Origin of the sequence: Tautonia rosea, from assembly GCF_012958305.1 — a bacterium.
In the GTDB taxonomy this organism is placed as follows: Bacteria; Planctomycetota; Planctomycetia; order Isosphaerales; family Isosphaeraceae; genus Tautonia; species Tautonia rosea.
This window is the reverse complement of the sequence record NZ_JABBYO010000010.1, coordinates 138,603-156,697: the sequence shown is the minus strand read 5'-3', so window position 1 is coordinate 156,697 and position 18,095 is coordinate 138,603. Positions and strand designations below refer to the sequence as shown.

12 protein-coding genes are annotated in these 18,095 nt (G+C 64.7%); 9 read left to right on the top strand and 3 right to left on the bottom strand.

All coding sequences use genetic code 11. From position 1 onward, the window contains the following. The first annotated feature begins 201 nt into the window (after nt 1-201). The 6 genes from rplA to rpoC all read left to right on the top strand — a co-directional run bounded on the left by rplA (nt 202) and on the right by rpoC (nt 12,024). Nucleotides 202-879 carry a 50S ribosomal protein L1 gene (rplA, locus tag HG800_RS18410; RefSeq protein WP_169978136.1) on the top strand — a complete coding sequence of 226 codons (678 nt, stop codon included), beginning with the start codon at nt 202-204 and terminating at the stop codon, nt 877-879. Between the two features lie 49 nt (nt 880-928). Further along, on the top strand, nt 929-1,486 hold the full coding sequence (gene rplJ / locus HG800_RS18405) for a 50S ribosomal protein L10 (RefSeq protein ID WP_169978134.1): 558 nt from the start codon (nt 929-931) through the stop codon (nt 1,484-1,486). Nucleotides 1,487-1,685: 199 nt separating this feature from the next. Then, the gene (gene rplL / locus HG800_RS18400) at nt 1,686-2,099 is read left to right on the top strand and encodes a 50S ribosomal protein L7/L12 (protein WP_169978131.1); all 414 of its coding nucleotides are present in this window, start codon (nt 1,686-1,688) and stop codon (nt 2,097-2,099) included. A gap of 446 nt (nt 2,100-2,545) precedes the next feature. After that, the gene (gene rpoB / locus HG800_RS18395) at nt 2,546-6,250 is read left to right on the top strand and encodes a DNA-directed RNA polymerase subunit beta (RefSeq protein ID WP_169978130.1); all 3,705 of its coding nucleotides are present in this window, start codon (nt 2,546-2,548) and stop codon (nt 6,248-6,250) included. A 65-nt stretch (nt 6,251-6,315) separates the two neighbouring features. Continuing rightward, the gene (locus tag HG800_RS18390) at nt 6,316-6,846 is read left to right on the top strand and encodes a sulfotransferase family 2 domain-containing protein (RefSeq protein ID WP_169978128.1); all 531 of its coding nucleotides are present in this window, start codon (nt 6,316-6,318) and stop codon (nt 6,844-6,846) included. An 894-nt stretch (nt 6,847-7,740) separates the two neighbouring features. Then, nucleotides 7,741-12,024 (top strand): DNA-directed RNA polymerase subunit beta', encoded by a 4,284-nt coding sequence (rpoC, locus tag HG800_RS18385; RefSeq protein ID WP_169978126.1) that lies wholly within the window; start codon nt 7,741-7,743, stop codon nt 12,022-12,024. A gap of 219 nt (nt 12,025-12,243) precedes the next feature. On the opposite strand, the gene HG800_RS18380 is transcribed toward rpoC, so the two are convergent. Then, on the bottom strand, nt 12,244-12,771 hold the full coding sequence (locus tag HG800_RS18380) for a hypothetical protein (protein WP_169978124.1): 528 nt from the start codon (nt 12,769-12,771) through the stop codon (nt 12,244-12,246). Further along, on the bottom strand, nt 12,771-13,739 hold the full coding sequence (locus HG800_RS18375) for a hypothetical protein (protein ID WP_169978122.1): 969 nt from the start codon (nt 13,737-13,739) through the stop codon (nt 12,771-12,773). The genes HG800_RS18380 and HG800_RS18375 overlap by 1 nt, the downstream gene beginning before the upstream one ends. A 171-nt stretch (nt 13,740-13,910) precedes the next feature. Between HG800_RS18375 and HG800_RS18370 the strand changes: the two genes are divergently transcribed. Together HG800_RS18370 and HG800_RS18365 are read left to right on the top strand one after the other, a co-directional pair. Next, nucleotides 13,911-14,543 (top strand): Uma2 family endonuclease, encoded by a 633-nt coding sequence (locus HG800_RS18370; RefSeq protein ID WP_169978120.1) that lies wholly within the window; start codon nt 13,911-13,913, stop codon nt 14,541-14,543. Between the two features lie 268 nt (nt 14,544-14,811). Further along, complete coding sequence (locus HG800_RS18365; protein ID WP_169978118.1) at nt 14,812-15,363, top strand: heavy-metal-associated domain-containing protein; 552 nt, start codon at nt 14,812-14,814, stop codon at nt 15,361-15,363. A 14-nt stretch (nt 15,364-15,377) separates the two neighbouring features. Here the strand turns inward: HG800_RS18365 and HG800_RS18360 are convergent, their stop codons facing one another. Further along, nucleotides 15,378-16,532, bottom strand: a complete 1,155-nt coding sequence (locus HG800_RS18360; protein WP_169978116.1) for a glycosyltransferase family 4 protein — start codon at nt 16,530-16,532, stop codon at nt 15,378-15,380. A gap of 913 nt (nt 16,533-17,445) precedes the next feature. Here HG800_RS18360 and HG800_RS18355 point away from each other — a divergent pair. After that, nucleotides 17,446-17,856, top strand: a complete 411-nt coding sequence (locus tag HG800_RS18355) for a YidH family protein (protein WP_169978115.1) — start codon at nt 17,446-17,448, stop codon at nt 17,854-17,856. Nucleotides 17,857-18,095 lie beyond the last annotated feature (239 nt).

The window sequence follows — 18,095 nt, the reverse complement described above, 5'->3', positions numbered from 1 at the left end:
GCTTTCCGGGGATGACCGTGATCGTGTGAAGGAACCACCGGCCGAGCACGGCCCGATGCGTGCTCGGCCCACCCGCTTCCGGCGCGACCGCCCGCCGGAGACGGCCCTCGGAGGGCCACGGGTGTCCCGGCGTCGTCCGTCGATCTTCGACCGATGACGACCGAGGGGCGGCAGCTTTTCCGAACCTTACGGAGAGCGACAGTGCCCAAGCATTCGAAGCGCTTCCGCGCCCTCTTGCAGCAAACCCCCTCGGGGCCAATCTCGCTGGAAGAGGCCGTCAAGGCGCTGAAAACGTTCGGCACCACGAAGTTCGACCAGTCGGTCGAGGTCTCGACCAACCTGGGCATCGACCCCCGCCAAAGCGACCAGAACGTCCGCGGTTCGGTCGCCTTGCCGCACGGCATCGGTAAGAGCGTGCGCGTGGCCGTCTTCGCCCAGGGCGATAATGCCGAGAAAGCCCGGGAAGCTGGCGCCGACCTCGTCGGAGCCGACGACCTGGCCCAGCAGATCAAGAACGGGGTCATGGACTTCGACGTGGCCCTGGCCACGCCCGACGTCATGGGAATCGTCGGCCCGCTGGGCCGCGTGCTCGGCCCCCGGGGCCTGATGCCCTCGCCTCGCTCCGGCACCGTGACGACCGACATCGCCTCGGCCGTCCGCGAGTTCAAGGCCGGGAAGATCGAGTTTCGCAACGACAAGGGCGGGAACGTGGCCGCCCCGGTCGGCAAGCTGAGCTTCGACGATCAGCGGCTGATCGAGAACATCCAGGCGTTTCTGACCCACCTGAAATCTGTCAAACCGGCCGCCGCCAAGGGCCAGTACATCCGGTCGGTCACCATCTCGGCCACGATGAGCCCGGGTATCCGGGTCGTCGCATAACCCGAGCCGGCACCCACCAGGAGGCGGCCCCCGGCCGACGACCAAAGCGATGAGCAAGTACGTCAAAGAGCTGATGATGGACCAGCTCCGTCGCGACCTCGACGGGACGCGATCGGTTCTGCTGCTGGACCTCGGCGGCCTGGACGCCATCAGCGAAACCCAGCTCCGGAACGACCTTCGCAAGAAGTCGATCCGCATCAAGGTGCTCAAGAACACCCTGGCCGGTCGAATCTTCGACGAGCTCGGCCTCGGCGGCCTTCGCCAGTACCTCAGCGGCCCCAGCGTGGCTGCCTGGGGCGGAGAAGGTGTCGCCGAACTGGCCAAGGAGATCTCGGCCCAGGTCAAGAAACTCGAGAAGCCGAAGATCAAAGGCGGTGCCGTCGACGGCGTGATCATCTCGCCCGACCAGGTCGCCGACATTACCAAGCTGCCGAGCCGCGAAGAACTGATCGGCCGGGCCGTGGCCCTCGCCCTCGCCCCCGTTCAGCGCGTCGTCAGCCTGGCCAATGCCCCGGCCGCCGGCCTCGCCGGACAGCTCAAGGCCATCGCCGACGCCGACGCTTCGGGCAATGCCCCGGCCGACGCCGAAGCCCCCGCCGAAGGCTGACCCTGATCCATCCCCTCGACGGCCCCCGGCCGTCGCTTCCGACCTGATTCGTTGCGTTGACCGGAGCCAGGCGAACCGACCGCCCAGCTCCACCCTCCTTCATCTCATCTGAATTCCGACCGATCCCGCCCGACCGGCGACGAGACCCGCCGAGCCAGGCACCAAACCGGATCGCTCCGAACGAAAGGATCGCCGAACGATGGCCACTGCCGATGCCCCCGCCCGCGAATTCGCCGACAACATCAAGAACCTCGGCGAAGAGATCGTCAAGCTGACCGTCCTCGAAGCCAAGGCCCTGGGTGACTACCTCGAAGAGGTCCACGGCATCAAGGCCGCCGCCGCCGCCGTTGCCGCTGCCCCGGCTGCCGCCGCCGGCGAAGGCCCCGCCGCCGCCGCCGAAAAGACCGAGTTCGACGTCGTTCTGGAAAACGCCGGCGCCCAGAAGATCCAGGTCATCAAGGTCGTCCGCGCCGCCACCGCCCTCGGCCTCAAGGAAGCCAAGGAACTGGTCGACGGCGCCCCGAAGCCGATCAAGACCGGCATCTCCAAGGAAGACGCCGAGAAGCTCAAGAAGGAACTCGAAGACGCCGGCGGCACCGTCAGCATCAAGTGACCCCGACCGGACAAACGCCGGCCCCGGCATCTCCGGGGCCCGGCCCAGACCGGCCCGGCTTCGCTCCGGCGGCCGATCGACGCCCCGATTCCCCAATCGAAGGTCCGATCGGCAAGCCACCCCCGAATCCAAACCTTCTGTCTCTCCTGTCCCGCCCCGGTCCGACCGGGCGACGCCCTCCGGGTGCTTGCTCCGACCGACCGGGGCCGGCCGGCGCGCCGGGAACTCCCGCCGGAGCCGCCAGGATGTCGACTCCCTCAGGCCCCTTTTTCCCGAGCCGAACCCGCCCGCGTCCCCGCCTCGACGAGGCCCGGACTCAGGGCCCGCCGAGCTCGACAACGCCTTCAGCGTGACCGCGGCCCCGACCGAGCCCGGAACGGCCGACCCGACGCCGAGTCGCCCGCGACCGCGCCCGCCCTTCATCTCCCCTCGAGGAGCGCGACCCGATGCCCTACGCCAGCAGCGCCCAGCGGATCACCCCACTGCCTCCCCGCAACTTCGGCCGGATCGAGGACGAATACCCTATCCCCGATCTGACCCAGATCCAGACGGTCAGCTACGCCCGCTTCCTGCAGGCCGACACCGCCGCCGACAAGCGAACCGACTCGGGCCTCGAAGGCGTCTTCCGTGAAATCTTCCCGATCGAAAGCTACGACAAGCAGCTGAAGCTCGAATACATCCGCTACGACCTCGGCAAGCCCCGCTACGACCCCGACGAGTGCCGACAGCTGCGCCTGACCTTCGGCCGCCCTCTGCACGTCTGGCTCCGCCTGAACAAGGGGGAAACGGCCGTTGAGGAATCGGTCTACCTCGGCGACATGCCGATCATGATCGGCGGCGGCGAGTTCATCATCAACGGCGCCGAGCGCGTCGTCGTCAGCCAGCTGCACCGCTCTCCCGGCGTCGACTTCGTCGTCGAGATCGAGGCCAGCGAAAAGCGCCTGCACGCCTGCCGAATCATCCCCGAGCGCGGCAGCTGGATCGAGCTTCAGGTCACCAAGAAAGACACCCTTGGCGTCCGGATCGACCAGTCCGGCAAGTTCTCGGCCATGACCCTCTTGCGGGCCATGGACCCCCGCTTCTCGTCCGACGAGGCAATTCTCTCGGCCTTCTACGAGTCCGAGACCATCTCGACCTCCGACAAGACCGCCGCCCAGAGCCTCGAAGGTCGGATCGCCTGCGGCGACATCGTCGATCCGAACACCGGCGAGGTCCTCGCTGATAGCGGCTCGACCATCTCCAAGGCCCTCGCCCAGATCCTCGTCGACAACGAGCTCGGCGACATCGAGGTCCTCAAAGACGCCCGCGACCCGCTGATCCTCCAGTCGCTCCAGGAAGACCCGACCACCGACCACGAGTCGGCCCTCCTGCGCATCTATCAGCGGCTCCGGCCCGGCAACCCGCCGCAGCTCGAAAAGGCCCGAGAGCTGTTCAACGAAAAGTTCTTCGACACCAACCGCTATCGACTCGGCAAGGTCGGCCGCTTCCGGATCAACCGCAAGTTCAACCAGGACGTCCCCGAGGATCGCATGATCCTCGACGCAGCCGACTACCTGAACTCGATCCGCTACATCCTCAACCTTCGCAAGGGCAAGGGGCACGTCGACGACATCGACCACCTCGGCAATCGCCGCCTCCGCACCATCGACGAACTTGCTTCCGACGAGCTGCGCAAGGGGTTCCTCAAGCTCCGCCGCACGGTCCAGGAACGCATGAACCTTAAGGATGCCGAGGACATGACCCCTCGCTCCTTGATCAACCCGAAGTCGATCAGCGCGGCCATCGAGTACTTCTTCGGCCGAGGCGAGTTGTCGCAGGTCGTCGACCAGACCAACCCCCTGGCCCAGCTCACGCACGAACGCCGCCTCTCGGCCCTCGGCCCTGGCGGCCTGAACCGCAAACGGGCCGGCTTCGAGGTCCGAGACGTCCACATCTCGCACTACGGCCGCATCTGCCCGATCGAGACGCCTGAAGGCACGAACATCGGCCTGATCAGCTCGCTCGGCATCTTCGGCGGCGTCGACGAGTACGGCTTCCTCGTCAGCCCCTACCTCAAGATCGAGGATGGCCGACGCACCAAGGACGTCGTCCTGATGCGGGCCGATGAGGAGTCGGAAGTCTACATCGCCCCGTCCGATGCCGGCGTCGATACGGCGGGCCGACTCGAAGGCAACGTCATCTCCCGCTTCCAGGGCGACTTCGTCGTCGTCAAGCCCGAGACCGTCCAGTACGTCGACATCAGCCCGAAGCAGATGGTCGGCGTCTCGGCCGGCCTCATCCCGTTCCTCGAACACGACGACGCCAACCGGGCCCTCATGGGCTCGAACATGCAGCGGCAGGCTGTCCCCTTGCTCGTCGCCGAGCCGCCGATCGTCGCTACCGGCCTCGAACACGCCGTCGCCCAGAACTCCGGCATGCTCATCAAGGCCGAGCAGGAAGGGACCGTCACTTACGTCGATGCCACCAAGATCGTCATCGACGACACCCACGTCTACAAGCTCCGCAAGTACGTCGGCCTCAACGAACGGACCTGTCTGAACCAGAAGCCGATCATCGAGGTCGGCCAGAAGGTCAAGCCCGGCACCGTCCTGGCCGACGGCGCCGCCACCTACCTCGGCGAGCTCGCCCTGGGCCGCAACGTCCTGGTCGGCTTCATGTCCTGGGACGGCTACAACTTCGAAGACGCGATCATCATCTCTGAACGTCTCGTGAAAGATGACGTCTACACGTCCATTCATATCGAAGAGTTCGAGATCGAGATCCGCGAAACGAAGCTCGGCCGTGAGGAGTTCACCCGAGACATCCCGAACGTCTCCGAGAAGGCCCTGCGCAACCTCGACGACAACGGCATCGTCCGCATCGGCACCTACGTCAAGCCGGGCGACATCCTCGTCGGCAAGGTCGCGCCGAAGTCCAAGAGCGAGCTGACCCCCGAGGAAAAGCTCCTCCACGCCATCTTCGGCCGCGCCGGCGAAGACGTGAAGAACGACTCGCTCGACGTTCCCTCGGGCGTCGAAGGCATTGTCATCAGCACCCAGCGGTTCAGCCGCCGGATGAGCCTCTCCGAAGAGGAGCGCAAGGCCTTCGAGAAAGAGCTCAAAGACGTCGAAACAATCGAAGGCCAGCGGATCGCCGACGAGTACAAGGCCATGATCTCGGCCATGGAAGAGGCCATCGGTGGCCCGATCCCCGACCCCGAGACCGGCAAACCCCTCGGCCGCGAAAAAGACCCCATCAAGCTCGATGAGGAAAGCCAGCGGCTCAACATCGAAAAACTCGACCTCCGCAGCCCCGAGGTTGCCCGAGAGGTCCGCAAGATCTTCCGCCTCCACCAGCCGAAGATCGAGGCCCTCCGCGACGAAAAGGAACGCAAGCTCAATAGCATGAAGCGCGGCGACGAGCTGCCTTCCGGCGTCCTCCAGATGGTCAAGGTCTACGTCGCCACCAAGCGGGTCATCTCCGTCGGCGACAAGATGGCCGGCCGCCACGGGAACAAGGGGGTCATCGCCAAGATCCTCCCGGTCGAGGACATGCCCTTCCTCGCCGACGGCACGGCGGTCGACATCCTGCTCAACCCGCTCGGCGTTCCCAGCCGCATGAACGTCGGTCAGATTCTGGAAACCCACCTTGGCTGGGCCGCCAGCAAGCTCGGCTTCCAGGCCGTCTGCCCCGTCTTCGACGGCGCCGACGAATCGACCATCCGGCAGTGCCTGCTCGACGCCGGCCTGCCCGAAAACGGCAAGGCCATCCTCTACGACGGCCGCACCGGCGAGGCGTTCGACCAGCGCGTCACCGTCGGCTATCTGTACATGCTCAAGCTCCACCACCTCGTCGACGACAAGATCCACGCCCGAGCCACCGGCCCTTACAGCCTCATCACCCAGCAGCCGCTCGGTGGTAAGGCCCGGTTCGGCGGCCAGCGCTTCGGCGAGATGGAAGTCTGGGCCCTGGAAGCCTATGGCGCCGCCTACATCCTCCAGGAGCTCCTGACCGTCAAGTCCGACGACGTCGAAGGCCGGACCAAGATCTACGAGTCGATGGTCAAGGGCGAGAACACCCTCGAAGCCGGCACCCCCGCCAGCTTCGACGTGCTCACGAACGAAATCCGCGGCCTCGGCTTGAACATGCAGCTTGAGAAAAAGCGGATCTAAATCCCCGGCCACGAGGGCGCGACGCCCCTGAGCGTCACGCCCTCGGCACGGCCCCGACCACCGAGGTGCCGGACCGCCATCACGCCCTCTTCGTGCACATTCCCAAGGCCGCCGGCACCTCCATCGTCAGGAGCCTCTTCGGCTGCGAAGGGGGGCGGCACATGACCCTCCGGCACTACAGCCTGATCTCCAGCGCCCAGGAACTCAAAGACGCCTTCAAATTCACCTTCGTCCGCAATCCCTGGGACCGGCTCTACAGCGCCTTCTCTTACCTCAAGGGCGGCGGACGAGGCCAGGCCGACCAGCTCTGGGCCGAACAGCACCTCACCAGGGTCCCCGACTTCCGCGCCTTCGTCCTCGACTGGCTGCCCGGCGTCGACCTCGAATCCAGCTACACGCACCTCGTCCCGCAGTACCACTTCCTCCGGATTCGGGGCGATACGCCGCACAGGTCGACTTCATCGGACGGTTCGAGGCGATCGCCGACGACTACGAGACGATCCGAGCCCGCGTCGGCACCGGCAAGCCCCTGGCCCACCTTGATCCGTCGTCCCGGTCGGACGATTACCGCGACGACTACTACACCGACGACATGAAACAGATCGTCGCCAAGGCCTACCGCAAGGATATCGCGCTGTTCGGCTACACGTTCGATGGCTTCACGCCCGCCTGATCGCCCGAAAGCTCCCCCGCCTCGGGCCGCCCCTCGAAGAAATCCCTGCTGTCAAGAGAATTTCGCTTGGAATTCCTGAAGACCTGGACTAGAATACCCGAATGCCGACTCCAAGGGCAGGACCGCCGGAGCCGCCAGTGCCCAGACGACTTCCGATCGATTGTGCCGAGGACGTCGCCCGCCGACGAGCCTCGGCCCCGTGCGCGCCGATGCAGCAACGTCACCACAATCCGTCGCCGATGATCCAAACCGCCTTCGAAGATCCTCCCCGCCCGGCCCGGATGCCAGGCCCGTGCGGCGGTCTGTATCGTCCCCGAGGCCGCGCCCGTCCCTTTGGCCCAAACCAGAGATCGGGATGACGGCCTGCTTGTCGTTTGCAAGCGTGCCCGATGGCTCCTTCCCCAAGCCCGAACCGATTCCGAGGCGTTCCCGAACTCCACGAGGGACGGCCTCTCCCTGACCCGATCGGACCTGAACCCCGGATCGAATCCATCCATCTCGGTCGGCCTCCCGGTGCCGTCCCGCTGTTCGGGCTCCCTGCCGAGCCCCATCAAGCGAGACGGTTCACCGCTTCCGCCGGCCTCTCGGCCAAACCCCGTTGAACTGACCAGACCTTGATTTGATCGACCGCGACTCGGGAAATCGCCGTCAACTTCGGCCCGTTTTTTTGTGCATCGGCCGACCACTCGCACGCCGAGGGTCGCGCAACGGTTGAACCGGGCGACGCACAAAACGAACCGAAGGCCATTTCCCCGGATCGCAAGCGTGACACCCCACCCGCGATTGCACCCGCCAGGCGTGCAGAGGAGCGATTCCCGTGAGCATGGGCGAGAGTGCCTACGATCGTATCAACGACTATGGGGCCGTCAAGATTGGCCTCGCCTCCCCCTACGACATCCGAAGCTGGTCGTTCGGTGAGGTCAAGAAGCCCGAAACGATCAACTACCGGACCTACCGCCCCGAGAAAGACGGCCTCTTCTGCGAGCGCATCTTCGGCCCCGAAAAGGACTGGGAATGCGCCTGCGGCAAGTACCGGGGCATGAAGTACAAGGGGATGATCTGCGACCGCTGCGGCGTCAAGGTCACGCACTCCCGCGTCCGCCGCAAGCGCATGGGACACATCGAGCTGGCCGCGCCGGTCGTCCACATCTGGTTCTTCAAGGCCATGCCCAGCCGACTGGGCACCCTGCTGGACATGCGGACCACCAGCCTCGAACGCATCATCTACTTCCAGGACTATGTCGTCGTCGACCCCGGCGACACCCCCCTGAAGGAACGCCAGCTCCTGACCGAGGAGGAGTTCCGGAAGTATCGCGCCGACTACGGCGACACCTTCGAGGCCGACATGGGGGCCGAGGCCATCCGCAAGCTCCTCTTGCGGCTCGACCTCGTCGAACTCTCCAAGCAGCTCCGCCAGGAACTGACCGAAACCAACAGCCGCCAGAAGATCAAGGACATCACCAAGCGCCTCAAGGTCGTCGAGAGCCTCCGAGACTCCGACAACCGCGCCGAGTGGATGGTCCTCGAAGCCATCCCCGTTATCCCGCCCGACCTGCGCCCGCTCGTCCTGCTCGATAGCGGCAACTTCGCCACGAGCGACCTGAACGACCTGTACCGCCGCATCATCAACCGCAATAACCGGCTCAAGAAGCTGGTCGACCTCAACGCCCCCGAGGTCATCATCCGCAACGAGAAGCGGATGCTCCAGCAGGCCGTCGACGCCCTCTTCGACAACAACCGCTGCAAGCGCCCGGTTCTCGGCTCGTCGAACCGCCCGCTCAAGTCGCTCACCGACATGATCAAGGGGAAGCAAGGGCGCTTCCGCGAGAACCTGCTTGGCAAGCGCGTCGACTACTCGGCCCGCTCCGTCATCGTCGTCGGCCCCGAGCTGAAGCTGCACCAGTGCGGCCTGCCGAAGAAGATCGCCCTGGAGCTCTTCCAGCCGTTCATCATCCGACGGCTCAAGGAGCTCGGCCACGCCGACACCATCAAGTCGGCCAAGAAGATGCTCGAACGCCGCACCGATGAGGTCTGGGACATCCTCGAAGAGGTGATCCAGAACCACCCGGTCCTGCTCAATCGCGCCCCGACTCTGCACCGCATGGGCATCCAGGCGTTTGAGCCGGTCCTCGTCGAAGGCAACGCCATCCGCATCCACCCGCTCGTCTGCCGAGGCTTCAACGCCGACTTCGACGGCGACCAGATGGCCGTCCACCTGCCGCTCTCGATCGAGGCGCAGGTCGAGGCCATGACCCTGATGATGTCCACCAACAACATCTTCAGCCCGGCCAACGGCAGCCCGATCATCAGCCCGTCTCAAGACATCGTCATGGGCTGTTACTACCTGACCGTCCAGCGCCCCGGCGAGCACGGCGAGTACCGCAAGGAAGACGGCCGCGAGTACGGCGTCTTCGCCTCCCCCATGGAAGTCTTCCAGGCCTTCAGTCAGAAGAAGGTCGGCAAGCACGCCATGATCAAGCTCCGCCTGCCCGCCCACAAATCGCTCCGCGGCGACGGCGAAAAAGAGTTCACCCCCGGCATGGTGGTCAACACCACCGTTGGCCGCGTCATCTTCAACGACATGCTGCCCCCCCGAATGCCCTACTACAACATGGCACTCGGACAGAAGCAGCTTCAGATGATCATCGCCGACTGCTACCTCCTGCTCGGCCGTCGCGAGACGATCCACCTGCTCGACAACATGAAGGACATCGGCTTCCGAGAGTCCACCCGCTCGGGCCTCTCCTTCGCCACCGACGACCTGAAGACCCCCGACAACAAGCAGAAGATTCTCGACGACGCCGAAAAGGAAGTCGTCAAGAACAACAAGCTCTACCAGCGCGGCATCATCACCGAGCTCGAACGCTACAACAAGGTGCTCGACGCCTGGACCCACGCCCGAGAGCTCATCACCCAGCAGATGATGGCCGACCTCAAGAGCGACGTCCGAGGCGGCGAGGTCTACCTCAACCCGATCTACCTCATGGCCGACTCCGGCGCCCGCGGTGGTGTCGAGCAGATTCGCCAGCTCGCCGGCATGCGAGGCCTCATGGCCAAGCCCTCCGGCAAGATCATCGAGACGCCGATCAAGGCCAACTTCCGTGAAGGCTTGTCGGTGCTCGAATACTTCTCCTCAACCCACGGTGCCCGCAAGGGTCTGGCCGACACCGCCTTGAAGACGGCCGACTCGGGCTACCTGACCCGCAAGCTCGCCGACGTCGCCCAGAACGTCGTCATCACCATGCGAGACTGCGGCACCACCCAGGGCATCACCAAGGGAACCGTCTACAAAGGGAGCTCCGAAAAGGTCGAGGTCGCCATCTCCCAGATGGTCCGCGGCCGCGTCAGCCGGGTCAACATCGTCAACCCGATCACCGACGAGGTCGTCGTCCGCGAAAACGAGATGATCACGGTCGCGGCGGCCAAGAAGCTCGAAGAAATGCAGGTCGAGAAGATCCAGGTCCGCTCCCCATTGACCTGCGAGGCTCCCCTCGGCGTCTGCCAGAACTGCTACGGCATGGACCTGGCCACCGGCCGCCTGGTCGAGCAAGGCATGGCCGTCGGCATCATCGCCGCTCAGTCGATCGGCGAGCCGGGCACCCAGCTCACCATGCGGACCTTCCACATCGGTGGCACCGCCACCACCGGTATCGAGGAAAAGGAACTCAAGGCCAAGCGCGACGGCATCATCAAGCTCGTCGGCATCAACGTCGTCATCAACGACGAAGGCGACCAGATCGCCCTGGCCCGCAACGGTGAAATCCAGATCCTCGACCCCAAGGGCCGCGAACTCGAAAAGTACGACGTGCCCGACGGCTCGATCATGAAGGTCGAGGACGGCCAGGAAGTCGCCCGAGGCGCCACCCTCTGCGAATGGGACCCGCACAACATCCCCATCCTCGCCGAGGTCGGCGGTAAGGTCCGCTTCGAGGACATCATCGAGGGCGAAACCCTCCGCATCGAGCAGGACCCCCGCACCGGCCACAACCGCTCGGCCATCATGGAGCACAAGGGCGACCTGCACCCGCAGATCATCCTCGAAGACAACGAAGGTAAGATCCTCGACTTCTACTACATCCCCGAGCGGGCCGGCATCGAGGTCCAGGAAGGCCAGCAGATCAAGGCCGGCACCGTCCTGGCCAAGACCCCCCGCGAAGCCCGCCGCACGATGGACATCACCGGCGGTCTCCCTCGGATCACCGAACTGTTCGAGGCCCGGCGACCCAAGGAGCCGGCCGTCATCGCCGAGGTCGACGGCAAGGTCGAGATCCTCGAAGAGAAGCGCCGCGGCAAGCGCATCGTCATCGTCCGCAACGAGTCGGGCGTCGAGCGCGAGCACCAGGTGCCCCACGGTAAGTACATGAAGGTCCACACCGGCAGCCGAGTCCGCGCCGGTGAACCACTCGTCGAAGGCCCGCTCGTCCCGCACGACATCCTCCGGATCTCCGGCGAGGAAGCCGTCCAGCGCTACCTGCTCCGCGAGATTCAGAACGTCTACCGTGCCCAGCGCGTCGAGATCGACGACAAGCACCTGGAGATCACCGTCTCCCAGATGCTCCGCAAGGTGAAGATCGAATCCGTCGGCGACACGAACCTCTTGCCTGGTTCGATCGTCGACAAGTTCGAGTTCCGCCGGACCAACCAGGAACTGCTCGGCTGCGTCAAGGTCAAGGACCCCGGCGACACCGACTTCCGCTCCGGCGACATCGTCCCCCGCGACACCTTCGAGGCCGAGAACAACCGCGTCGAGGAGAACGGCGGCACCAAGGCCGAGTGGGTCCGCCCCAAGCCCGCCGCCGCCAGCACCCAGCTGCTCGGCATCACCAAGGCCGCCGTGCAGTCCGAGAGCTTCATCTCCGCCGCCAGCTTCCAGGAGACGACCAAGGTCCTCACCGAGGCCGCCCTGGCCGGCAAGGTCGACTACCTCGTCGGCCTGAAGGAGAACGTCATCCTCGGCCACCTCGTCCCCGCCGGTACCGGCTTCAAGGCCCACCAGGAGGCCGAGGTCCGCATCCGCCCCGAGGCCCTCGAAGCCCTCGCCGAAAAGGGCCCCAGCTTCGCCCGCTACCGCGACGAAACCCCCGCCCCCTCGGCCGACTAATCGAGCCGGCTCCGGCCCCCATTAACCATCCCCACGGCCCGCCCCGCTCAACCTCTCGTTGAGCAGGGCGGGCCGTTTCCGTTCCGTCAAACCTCTGGAACTTGTAGGGTGCTTCGGCCGGGTCGCTCAATTCCCGTAGCGACGGCTTCAGCTCGCAGATCGGCACCGTGGCGTGGCCGCGGTTTTCCCGCTTCTTCAGGAGCGTTCTGATGGTTTGAGCTACGATTCGGTGCGAGTGGAATGCGGCAAGACTTGAATCGGCTTCCCAACTCCATCGCTCGAAACTTTAGCTTTACTCAAGCGGTTAAATTTTCCATACAGCTTGATTAGGAGCGTCGAATTCCTGACAAGGGTATAAGCATTAACCAAGGAATAAATAAGCAGAAACAGCGCTGCATGGGCAGGCTCAGGACGACTGATCGCCGTGCATGCAGTCAAGGTGACGGTGGCACAGAAGAACACGGCCATCGCGCAAACAAACGCAGCAGTGATTTGCTTCTCCGCCCCGACGCGGTGCAGGTATTCGCCAAATGGCATTGCCCGGATGTTGACGAACGTAATCCAGATTGCAAGCGCGGCGGAGAACAAGATCCCCGTAAGGTCGTTCCACTCGCTCGCCGTACTGACCGTGAAGGCTATAAGGTCTTCGCCAGCGAACAGAATCCTGAGCATCCCGTAGGCCATACTCGCGAGCACGAGTTCGGATATGTATCCCCATATTAGCCTGAGGTCGACCTTGATAGTCATCACCCAGCTCTCTCGGCTTCTATCTTATTGTTAATCTCTCCGATCAATGCTTCGAGCGCCTCCTTGGTGCTCTTGGCCGAAGCCGCCGCCGCTGCGCCTCGAGCATACTCCCGCAGCTCTTCGAACCCTCTTGTCGCGTCTATACTCGCCCGAACAGCATTCTGCCCCGTAGTCACGGTTTGAGGTTTGCCGTCAATAATTCCCTCCATCAGCACATCCCCCTTCCTGTAACCGGCATTAGCCATCGTCACCGCAGCATGCGGGAGCGCCCCCTGCTCTTGGCTCAGCCCGTTCTTGTTCTTCATGTCCTGCGAAAGCTCGCGCACTTGCCCCTCGGTCATCATATCGTAGAGACTTTTCATATACCGGCTGAGGTCCGGATTCGGGAGACGCAAATGGACCCTGAGGTGTGTCAGGAGGGAGAAACGGAAGAATGTTGCGAGGATCTCGGACTCGTGTGACACGGCCTCAAGCCGAATGCTCGACCTGAACCCGAGGGCAGTTGACGCCTTGTCGAGAATGATGTGAAGCGAGGACCGCCAGACCTGCGTATCCATGATTTTCCCCCGGCGCTCCACCGCGATGAGGTGCCGCTCCATGTAGAAAATCATCTGGACGGAAATGGCGAGCGGCTGGTCTGGCGTTGAAATCCCCTGTTCGAGGCCATAATCCGTTAATATCGTACCCGCCTGCCGCAAAGTCGCCCTAGAATAGGTCACGCCAGCGAGCGGGGCCGTAGAGACGCCTTCGACATTGTATTCAACGAACTCACGCAGCCCCCATTTGTATATACTGGAAGCTTGGTCTCGCTCGGAGATGTAATCTAGCTCAGCGGAAGTGGCATATTCGACAACACGCAGGATGTCCCTGTCCGTTGAAATCGGCTCCCCCATCATGGGAAGCAAGTCTTCGTCGTCGATCACGTTCAGCCGATAGATCTCGAACTCGATCCGGTGTTCAGCCATCATAAGGCTCCGCAAGGATATCAATAATAGTTTAAAAGCAATCTGCTGTGGCTTCTAAGTGAAAATTAGGCTCAACGACCCCCTGCCCACACTCCCTGAGCGAAAGACAAAATTCTCCCGCGCAGGCGTGCATGCTGCAAGGACGAGTGCAGTCCCCCCCAGAGGATCGCCCTGATGGCCTCGACCAGCGAAACGATCCACCTCGGCCCGCTCGACCACGGTCGACGATTGACCTTGCAAGAGTTCCTCGACGCCGACACCGAGGAAGGATATCGTTATGAACTGGCGCGTGGATTCCTTGAAGTCACCAGTTTCCCCGGCGAAGACCACGGCCTGATCGTCTGGAACCTCATTCACAGCCTCAACGATTTCGACCGCAATCACCCCGGCCTGATCCATCGCGCCGGCGGGGGAGGGGAGCTCCGGCTCCCGGGCTTCGGCTCCGGCCGGCACCCGGATGTGGCGGTGGTCCTGCGCAATGCGCCGAAGGACCTCCGGGGCGTTCGCGTCCCGAGCCTCGTCATGGAGGTCGTCTCTCCTGGAGCCGAGGCTCGCGAGCGAGATTACACCACCAAGCGCGAAGAATACCTCGCCTTCGGCCTGTTCGAATACTGGATTGTTGATCCGATCGATCGCCGGATCACGGTCCTGATCCGAGACGCCGGCACCTGGGTCGAACGTCCCTTCACCGAGACTCAAACCGCCGAGGGCCTGGTCCTCCCCGGCTTCCTAGTCCCGGTCGCCGAGTTGTTCGCCGCAGCGGCCGACGACGAAGGGCAGGGGGGAGCGGCCGCTCCTGGGGCTTGAGCCCTCGGCCCGTGTGTTGAACAATGGCTCCGAGGAATCGCGTGATCGAGCCCCGACTCTCAAGCTCGCGGGCAGACTCGGAACCCTCACCCCAGCCCTCTCCCCGCGAGCGGGGAGAGGGGGACGGAAACGGTCGCGATTCCGAGCATCCCCAGCCCTCTCCCCGCGAGCGGGGAGAGGGTGGCCGAAGGCCGGGTGAGGGAGTCCTCCTTCACCCCGTTTCGCAACGCCCAACACCTTCACTCATCAAAACCAAGGCAAATCTCCCATGAACCCCCTCCGCACCCTTGCCCTGCTCGCCGCGGCCGCCCTCATCGTCCCGGCGGCCGCTGTCGCAACCTCCGACCGTCCGGCCGAGGAAAAGACGATCACCCTCGAAGGCGTCCACCTCTGCTGCGGCGCCTGTGTCCGCGCCGTCGACGAGGCGGCCAAGCCGATCGAAGGCGTCACCGTCACCTGCGACCGCGACCTCGGCACCGTGGTCATGGTCTCAAAAGACGTGAAGGCCCTTCAGCGCACCCTCGACGCCATCACCGCCGCCGGCTACCACGGCACGCCCGACTCCGACCTCGTCATCGTCAAGGACGACAGCGGAGCCACCGACAAGCCGGTTGAAACCCTCACCCTCGTCGGCCTGCACAACTGCTGCCGAGGCTGCGCCGTCGCCGTCGAGGAGGCCCTCGGCGAGGTCGAAGGCATCGAGACCATCAAGGCCGAGCCCCGCTCCACCACCGTCACCCTCTCCGGCAAGGTCATCCCCCTCGCCGCCGTTGAGGCCCTCAACGCCGCCGGCTTCCACGTGAAGGTCAAGAACGACTGATCCCAGCCAGAACGTCAACCGTCCTCCCGCAACGCCGCCATCAATGCCTCGTGCGCCCGGTCCCAGCGGAAGCTCGCGGCAATCGAGCGGCCGATCGCCACCCGTCGCGACCGCTCGGCCTCGTCGTCGAGCACGCGGCGCAGGGTGGCGGTGATCGCCTCGGCCTGCTCGGGATCGAAGTACCAGCCGGCCTCGCCCGCGATTTCGGGCAGGGCGGTCGAATCGGCCAGGGCCACCGGGCACCCCTGCGCCATCGCCTCGACCGCCGGAATGCCGAAGCTCTCACACGTCGATGGGAACGCCAGCGCCCTGGCCTCGGCATAAAGCGCTCGCAACGTCGTTCCCTGCAAATACCCCGGCAAGACCACCTTCGCCTTCGATCCCAGCGCGGCCACCTCCCTGCGGATCGCCTCGGCCGGCCCGGCTTGCCCTTCTCCCACCAGCACCAACGCCAGGTCCCCCGACGCCACCTCCGGCAAGCGTCCGGCGGCCCTGACCAGCCTCGGCAGATTCTTCCTCGGCTGATAGTTCGCCACCGAGAGCAAAAACGGCTGATCGGGCCTCAACCCCACCTCGCCGCGCACACGAGCCCGCTCCCCCTCGGTCGGCTCGGCGAAGAACAGGTCGTCGGCCGCGTTCGGCACGATCCGGACCTTCCCCTTGCACTCCGGGAACCGCTCCAGCAACTGCTCGGTATTGAACCGCGAGACCGACAGGATCCGATCGGCCGACCCGAACGCATGCCCCAGCAGGTCGCGCCGACTGTTCCCGCCGTACCGCACATCCTGCAAGACATCATGGCTCGTCACCGCCCGCTTCGCCCGATGCGTCGGCACATAATACTCGGCCGGGCAGTAGATCCAGTCGAGCCGCCCCGTCCAGACCTCCAGCGGCGGCCACGGCACGAACCGCCAGAGCCGCAAGGCGTTGCGCGTCGAGATCGGCAATTCCCTCCGCCTCGGCGCGTGCTCCCGATCGCTCAGGGTTTCCCAGAACGCCAGCCCATCCGGTTCGCCGATTCGTCCCGAAACGACCGTCAAGTCAATCTCCGGCCGAGCCATCAACCGCTCCAGCTGCGCCAGCGCGTGCCGGGTCACTCCGGTCGGCCCCCGGCAACTGTTCAGGTCGTAGACCCACGCCATCGCCATCGACGCCGACTCGGCCGCCATCGCCCCTCCCTGCCTCCGCCGCCACCTCCCGGTGCATCGGGCCGTGATCGTAGGCCAACCCGGCCTCCCCCGTCAACTGAGCCTGCCTCCCTCGTCCCTCTGGCCACTCCAGGTCGCCCCCCCGATTCGCCCCAACCTCGCCAACCCGCTGTCCCCCGCCTTTACCTTCGCCAATCCGTTCTTCTGCATTATCCTTCCGTTGCTTCATTCCACCAATCGTCGGATTCGGTGACTGCCCATGCCGATTTCCCCGATACTGTCTAGGAAGTGGAGAAGAGCTCACCACTGTGCTTCGCAAGCCCGCCCCTCGACGAGGCTCCCCCCTCTCTTTGGCAATCCGATCCAATTTCCCTTCTTTCCCCGCCGTGCACACCGTCGCGACGCTCCAGTACCTCTCGAATCTCAGCTCGATCACACGACACGCGCGAAACGAACCCAGCCACTCCCCGAATTCCCGAAACGGATGCGAACCCGATCGACACAACCTCTTCCCTCAAAACCAGATCGAGTCATTTCATCCGATCCTTCTCGAGCGCACCGATCCCTGTTTCCCAGGCGCACCGAGCCGCGCTCGACCGGGTTTCATTCCGCCGATCCCTTGTTCTCGCCCGTGTTGCATCCGTGGCTGTAACTCCCGCGCGAAACGAACCCATCAGGCCACCCCGCTTTCCCGAAACGAAGCGATTAATTCGCCGCAACCCCTTGCCATTTCAGAGAAACCGCCCATCACCCCGAGCGCACCAGGCCAAGTCTTGCCCTGCGCACCAGAGGGTGAATGCCCCGGCTTAGCCCCTCAGGGTTGACCCCCGATCGGTTCGCTCCCGATAATTCGGATCGCCGCACGAGATCCTGTCCGTCCCAATCCGCCGAAGGCCGGGCGATTCGCCCCCGGAGCACGAAGGACTCGCCCGCGATGGAGGAGCCCACCCCCCGGAAGCCCCCCTCGGAGATCGACCCCCGCGTGATCATGGCCGCCGAACGGACCTTGCTCTCCTGGATGAGGACCGGCCTGGCCCTGATGGGGTTCGGATTCGTGGTCGCCCGGTTCGGCTGGTTCCTCCGGGAAATGGCCAGTCTCGGCGGCGAGCACGCCCCCGATCCCGGCAGCTCTCGGGCCTCGCTCTGGATGGGAACGGTCCTGGTCGCCCTGGGCATCGGCGTCCTTGTCGGTTCGGCCGCCCGCTACCGACACTACCTCCGCGTGCTCCATCAAGGCGACCTGAAACTGCCCGGTCCGGGCATGGGAATCGCCGTGGCCCTCGTCCTCGCCGTGCTCGGCCTGGTGATGCTCGCCTCGTTCGTCAGCATGGGCCTCCTCGGCTGATCGGTCCGAAACCGCCCAATCCGACCGAAATTTCACCCCGTGCTGGCCTTGCGTCGCCTGGCCAAATGCGGAATGATGCCGGGGTTACGCTCTGAGGGCCAACCATGCGACTGCCGACTGCCCTCGACGACCAACCCTTGACCAACCAACCGACCGAAACCCAGCACCACCACGGACAGCGCCGGCCCCAAACCCACGGCCCGGCCACTCCCACGAGACGAGCAAGGAGGCGAGCGGGC

Excerpts from the sequence above, each read along its gene's own strand:
- HG800_RS18370 (WP_169978120.1), top strand. The coding sequence starts at position 13,911 with ATGGCCTCGACCAGCGAAACGATCCACCTCGGCCCGCTCGACCACGGT.
- HG800_RS18355 (WP_169978115.1), top strand. The coding sequence starts at position 17,446 with ATGGAGGAGCCCACCCCCCGGAAGCCCCCCTCGGAGATCGACCCCCGC.
- HG800_RS18375 (WP_169978122.1), bottom strand. The coding sequence starts at position 13,739 with ATGATGGCTGAACACCGGATCGAGTTCGAGATCTATCGGCTGAACGTG.
- rplL (WP_169978131.1), top strand. The coding sequence starts at position 1,686 with ATGGCCACTGCCGATGCCCCCGCCCGCGAATTCGCCGACAACATCAAG.
- HG800_RS18365 (WP_169978118.1), top strand. The coding sequence starts at position 14,812 with ATGAACCCCCTCCGCACCCTTGCCCTGCTCGCCGCGGCCGCCCTCATC.
- HG800_RS18380 (WP_169978124.1), bottom strand. The coding sequence starts at position 12,771 with ATGACTATCAAGGTCGACCTCAGGCTAATATGGGGATACATATCCGAA.
- HG800_RS18360 (WP_169978116.1), bottom strand. The coding sequence starts at position 16,532 with ATGGCGGCCGAGTCGGCGTCGATGGCGATGGCGTGGGTCTACGACCTG.
- rplJ (WP_169978134.1), top strand. The coding sequence starts at position 929 with ATGAGCAAGTACGTCAAAGAGCTGATGATGGACCAGCTCCGTCGCGAC.
- rpoB (WP_169978130.1), top strand. The coding sequence starts at position 2,546 with ATGCCCTACGCCAGCAGCGCCCAGCGGATCACCCCACTGCCTCCCCGC.